This is a genomic window from uncultured Psychrobacillus sp., assembly GCF_938022135.1.
Classification (GTDB): Bacteria; Bacillota; Bacilli; order Bacillales_A; family Planococcaceae; genus Psychrobacillus.
Genome location: NZ_CALIED010000037.1, coordinates 1 through 3,340 on the forward strand (window position 1 = coordinate 1; position 3,340 = coordinate 3,340).

The window sequence follows — 3,340 nt, forward strand, 5'->3', positions numbered from 1 at the left end:
GGTCAAATGGATAAAAGCTGCTCCTGCGCAAGCTCGTCGCAAACAAGAGCGTTTGCGGTGGCTGAGGAGCTGCCTCCTCGCTTTTCCCCATTTGCCTGTCGGGGCAGGAATAGGCGCCTGCGCTTTTCTTATATTCTATCGGAATATTCCATTTTATTAAGCTTTTTTAGAAGAAAAGTAAAAATTTCTCATATGCTAGTAGAGTGTCTTGATAGTGTGCTAAACGGGAGGGTTGTAACGAAGTTTCTTCACAAACGTCTATTATTTAAAACAAAGGGGGTTTTTAGAAGTGTCTAGACTTAATATTATTCTAGTATTTATAGCTATTATATTTTTAGCTGGCTGCAGTGCACAAGACGAGGAAAAGGCAGCTGTAACAGAGTCTATGAAGGATGTAGAGTATTCAAATGATATCGGTGAGGCAGAGGATTCTTCAAAGGAAGAGAGTATTACTGAAGCAGAGGAAAGTACAACGAACCCAACTATTTCTCAAAGGAAAATTATTCATAAGGCTAATATTAGTGCAAACGTCAAAGAACTAACGGTAGCTCAAGAAAAAATCACAGAAAAAGTAAGTAAATATAACGGATATATTGTAGAATCTAATATTTTTCAAGAAAGTGATTCTCGTAGTCATGGACGTATGGTTGTCAGAGTACCTGAGGAGCATTTTGAGACTTTTTTATCAGAAGCTGAAGGACAGGTAACTAAGGTATTAGAGAGGAATATAACGGGGGAAGACGTAACAGAGCAGTATGTAGACTTAGAGTCCCGATTAAAATCAAAAAGAGCAGTAGAAGCTCGATTGCTAGTATTTATGGAAAGTGCAGAAAAAACGGAGGATCTTTTAAAGATTTCAGCTGACTTGGCAAAAGTACAAGAAGAAATAGAAGTAATAGTTGGGAAGATTAAATATTTGGATAATCAAACTTCCTTTTCCACAATAGAGCTGAACTTTTATGAGGATCGCGTAATCGTACCAAGTATTGAAAATAAGGAATTAAACACATGGGAGAAGACAAAGAAGCAATTTGTTCAAAGTGTGAATGCGCTATTAATGATTGGATCGGGGATTATAGTGTTTCTATTAGGCAATTTACCAGTCTTATTAGTGATAGGTATTGTTTCCTTTTTGAGTATTTGGTTTATAAGAAAAAGAAGGAAAGATAAATAATGACCTTCATTCAATAGAAAAAATTTAAGGAGATGAAATAGCGATAGGTATAAACAAATAAGAGACAACTACAAAGTTATATGTATCATTAATTCCTTCCCGTCATATTATGTATAAAAGATGCCCCTGAATGGAGGGAAACATGGATATCTTAAGTAAGGTTAAAGGTTATCGAGAAGCGGAAAACCAGCTGAAATGGGAAGGTACGTTCAGGGAATACTTGGAGATTCTGAAAGAAAGACCAGAAGTTGCTCAAACTGCACATGCAAGAGTATACAGCATGATTAAAAGTGCGGGGCATTCGGATGAAAATGGAAAGAAAAGCTATAAGTTTTTTGAACAGGAAATGTTTGGTTTAGACGAAGCGTTAGAGCGTCTGGTAGAAGAGTATTTCCATCCGGCAGCAAAGCGTTTAGATGTTCGGAAAAGAATTTTATTGTTGATGGGTCCCGTGAGTGGTGGTAAATCTACTATTGTTACATTGTTGAAGAGAGGTTTTGAGGAATATTCAAGAACTGATAAGGGTGCTGTCTATGCTATTAAAGGGTGCCCTATGCATGAGGATCCGCTTCATTTAATCCCAACTCATCTTCGAGAAGACTTTTTTGAGGAATACGGAATTCGAATAGAAGGTAGTCTATCACCTCTGAACTCGATGAGGCTGGAGCAGGAGTATGGCGGTAAAGTAGAAGATGTCTTAGTGGAGAGGATTTTCTTTTCAGAGGACAAAAGGGTAGGGATAGGTACTTTTACTCCATCTGATCCAAAATCTCAAGATATCGCTGATTTAACTGGAAGCATTGACTTTTCAACAATTGCTGAGTTTGGGTCTGAATCTGATCCAAGAGCATATAGATTTGATGGGGAGCTAAATAAGGCTAATAGAGGAATGATGGAATTTCAGGAGATGCTGAAGCTGGATGAAAAATTCCTGTGGCATCTACTATCTCTAACACAGGAGGGTAATTTCAAAGCTGGTCGTTTCGCGCTTATCAGTGCAGATGAGCTGATTGTAGCCCATACCAATGAAACGGAATATCGTTCGTTTATCTCTAATAAAAAGAATGAGGCGCTACATTCACGTATTATTGTAATGCCAATTCCTTATAACTTGAAGGTTAGCCAGGAAGAAAGAATTTATGAAAAGATGATTAAAGAAAGTGATATGAACCATGTCCATATCGCTCCCCATGCCTTAAGGGCGGCAGCTATATTCTCTATACTCACAAGATTAGAGGATCCAAAGAAACAAGGAATCGATATAGTGAAGAAAATGAAGTTGTATGATGGGGAAAACATTGAAGGTTTTAATGAAATTGATGTTGAAGAGCTTAAAAAAGAATTTACTACGGAAGGAATGCATGGAATTGATCCGCGATATGTGATTAATCGCATTTCCTCCGCCATTATAAGAAAAGAAATCCCTTCTATAAATGCATTAGACGTTTTACGTGCGTTAAAAGAAGGTCTTGATCAGCATGCTTCTATTTCTGAAGAGGATCGAGAAAAGTATTTAAACTATATTGCTATTGCACGAAAAGAATACGATGAGATTGCTAAAAAAGAAGTTCAGAAGGCTTTTGTTTACTCATATGAGGAGTCGGCAATAACGCTAATGAATAATTATTTGGACAATGTTGAAGCATTTTGTAACAAGAACAAAATGAGAGATCCATTAACTGGCGAAGAGATGAACCCAGATGAAAAATTAATGCGCTCCATAGAAGAACAAATAGGCATATCTGAAAATGCAAAAAAAGGATTCCGAGAAGAGATATTAATTCGCCTTTCAGCCTATGCAAGAAAAGGGAAGCGTTTCGAATATAATTCCCATGAACGCCTAAGAGAAGCAATTCAAAAGAAACTATTTGCTGATTTAAAAGATGTAGTGAAAATTACTACATCTACGAAAACGCCAGATGAAGCTCATTTGAAAAAGATAAACGAAGTAGTTGCTAGATTGATTGATGAACACGGATATAATTCTACTTCAGCCAATGAATTATTACGTTATGTAGGAAGTCTTCTTAATCGATAAAGCCATGAAAAAACAAGACTAATATGTTTCATTGGTCTTGTTTTTTTTATACTAATTTGGATTGTAACTATCCTCGGGGTCAAATGGATAAAAGCTCCGGTGGCTGAGGAGCTGCCTCCTCGCTTTTC

The 3,340-nt window shown here is 37.0% G+C and carries 2 protein-coding genes; both read left to right on the top strand.

Annotated elements, in window-relative coordinates:
• Positions 1-289 precede the first annotated feature (289 nt).
• On the top strand, positions 290-1,174 hold the full coding sequence (locus tag Q0371_RS08200) for a DUF4349 domain-containing protein (RefSeq protein ID WP_298470203.1): 885 nt from the start codon (positions 290-292) through the stop codon (positions 1,172-1,174).
• Between the two features lie 142 nt (positions 1,175-1,316).
• Positions 1,317-3,212, top strand: coding sequence for a PrkA family serine protein kinase (locus tag Q0371_RS08205; protein WP_169360167.1), 1,896 nt, complete (start codon positions 1,317-1,319; stop codon positions 3,210-3,212).
• Positions 3,213-3,340: the final 128 nt, after the last annotated feature.

Excerpts from the sequence above, each read along its gene's own strand:
- Q0371_RS08205 (WP_169360167.1), top strand. The coding sequence starts at position 1,317 with ATGGATATCTTAAGTAAGGTTAAAGGTTATCGAGAAGCGGAAAACCAG.